This window comes from Pseudomonas sp. MIL19, from assembly GCF_028680365.1.
Lineage (GTDB): Bacteria > Pseudomonadota > Gammaproteobacteria > Pseudomonadales > Pseudomonadaceae > Aquipseudomonas > Aquipseudomonas spirodelae.
Genome location: NZ_JAPPVG010000073.1, coordinates 1 through 2,286 on the forward strand (window position 1 = coordinate 1; position 2,286 = coordinate 2,286).

General features: G+C 58.7%; 3 protein-coding genes. All 3 read left to right on the top strand.

Annotated features, from left to right (window positions below; genetic code table 11):
- Positions 1-344 precede the first annotated feature (344 nt).
- From N1078_RS19355 to N1078_RS19365, 3 genes are read left to right on the top strand one after another with little or no spacing between them, the layout of a single operon-like run.
- The gene (locus N1078_RS19355) at positions 345-605 is read left to right on the top strand and encodes a hypothetical protein (protein ID WP_274089689.1); all 261 of its coding nucleotides are present in this window, start codon (positions 345-347) and stop codon (positions 603-605) included.
- The gene (locus N1078_RS19360; RefSeq protein WP_274089690.1) at positions 598-1,563 is read left to right on the top strand and encodes a tyrosine-type recombinase/integrase; all 966 of its coding nucleotides are present in this window, start codon (positions 598-600) and stop codon (positions 1,561-1,563) included. Before N1078_RS19355 ends, N1078_RS19360 begins: the two co-directional genes overlap by 8 nt.
- Positions 1,564-1,573: 10 nt before the next feature.
- Positions 1,574-1,831, top strand: coding sequence for a hypothetical protein (locus N1078_RS19365; RefSeq protein WP_274089691.1), 258 nt, complete (start codon positions 1,574-1,576; stop codon positions 1,829-1,831).
- Positions 1,832-2,286: the final 455 nt, after the last annotated feature.

Below are 2,286 nucleotides of genomic sequence, written 5' to 3' on the forward strand. Positions count from 1 at the left end.
AAGGGCGAGTCGATGAGAAAGCGGGTGAAGAAATTGACGGCGCCGGGCGCCTCAGACTAACAATGCAACCCCTGCGTCGCTGCGCTCCGACTGCCTGTCCGAATGATCGTGGAACAGGTGTCCGGATCAGCGTGGGCTGAGTGTCCGAATGGCGTGGAATCCGCACCCATCCCAAAAAATGAATATTAATTGCTACCAACGAGCTCAGATAAATCAGCGTGTAGCAGCAAAGCAGGCCACGCTAACCTTGAGGACATAACAAGCGAGACCGTTACCCTAAAAAATACTAACGATAAAATAGGTTATCATTAGTTAAATGGGCTGATCTGATGGGGGCATGAGCCGTGACCGAATCCATCCCCTTGCAGGTGCTCGATCAAGTTCCCGTCCAGGACGGACGCTATGTGAGGGCGGCGGATATTCCTCAGCCGTACCGTGATGAGTTCGTCGCTGACTCCCGTGGCTCGACAATGCCGCTACCCGATGGCGAGACCGGCGCATGCTTCTTTGCCCACGACTATAGAAAGTGGCTGACGTATCGCCGCTCACCCGACTACGCGCCGCGCTTCCCGAAAACATGCCCTGCAGGCCGTCGCCATGAATGATCTGATCACGACCGAGCATGACTCGCCTGAGCGCCGCCTGACGGCGACTCAATTCCAGGGGCTGGCAGAGGTGCCGGCAGCCGCCGAATGGTTCGCCAACCTGGACAACCCGCGCACACGCCGCGCTTACCAGGGCGACATTGAGGACTTCTGCGGTTTCCTCGGCATCCAGTCGCCTGAGCAATTCCGCGTCGTCACCCGCGCCCATGTACTCGCCTGGCGTGGCCAGCTCGAACAGCGCGGCTTATCCGGGGCCACCATTCGGCGCAAGCTGGCGGCGCTGGCCAGCCTGTTCGATCACCTGCTCGATGCCAACGCCATCGCGGGCGGTAACCCGGTGCACGGTGTGAAGCGCCCGAAGATCGAAACCAACGAAGGCAAGACACCAGCGCTTGGAGATCACCAGGCCAAGGCGCTGCTCGATGCTCCTGATCCGGCCACTCTGCAGGGTCTGCGTGATCGCGCCGTGCTGGCCGTGCTGCTCTACCACGGCCTGCGCCGTCAGGAAGCGGCCAGGCTGTCCGTGCAGGACATGCAGGAGCGTCGCGGCATCAAGCACCTGCGCGTTCACGGTAAAGGCGGCAAGCTGCGCTACCTGCCGATGCATCCAGTTGCCCTGGAGCGGATTCATGCCTACTTGGAGGCGTCCGGTCACCACCTGGAGCAGGCAGCAGCCCCTCTATTTATGCCGCTGCGCGGCAAGGCTACCGGGGCTGGGTTAAGCGCGGACGGCATCTATGCATTGGTGGGTCGCTACGCCAAAGCAGCCGGCATCGAGGTCGCCGGCCTGGGGGTTCATGGTTTACGAGCGACAGCGGCCACCAACGCCCTGGAGCATGAGGCCGACATTGCCAAGGTCCAGCAGTGGCTGGGCCACGCGAACATCAGCACCACGAAAATCTATGACCGGCGCAACTCGCGACCGGAGGACTCACCCACATTCAAAGTCCGCTACTGAGGTGTCCCCTATGATCGTCCTTGAAACAGCTTTGATCGCGGCATTCCTCCTGCTAGCCGACATGATCTGCAGCGGGATAGCAGCGTGGCGAGGCAATCCACAGCTCAGCGCGATTTCCGGGAGTGCCACCAGTGCAGGCGTTACCCTGGTTGTCGGGTCCATATTCATGCCCACGACTGCTGCTGCCATCTGTGCCGTGGCTGTGGCGTTCTACCTTACATGGCTGAAAACGGTGGCGCTGAAGCGGCTGCATGCACTGAACACGTAACAACCACAACTGAATCGCTGACAGCAAAGGGACGGGTAGGATTATGAAACCAAGAGTTGAGGTCGATGGTAAGACTTATTGCTCGCTTGCGGAGTCCGCAAAAGTTCTTGGCACAACTAAAACAAAATTGACCCAGATTATGAGCACATTGGAGTGGACTCAGTTTAAGGATAACGGCCCTATCTATATCTCCCTGGATAGTCTGAGTAATCGGTTGCGCAGCAAATAGCAAAGCTATCACCCTGCGTAAGCGTCCAGCCAAGTCACCTTCCGAACTCCAGCATTAAGGGCGATGGTGTCCGCGTATTTTTAAGCGGACGCGATCGTCCTTAACGTTAGGATTTCCATGCGCCAACGAAGCTCTTACCCCAAACCGTTCAAGGTGAGTTCGGCAGACGCTTACAGTTCCGCGCCCCCAGCGACCGTTGATGGCGCTCATGGTGCTCACCAAGTCC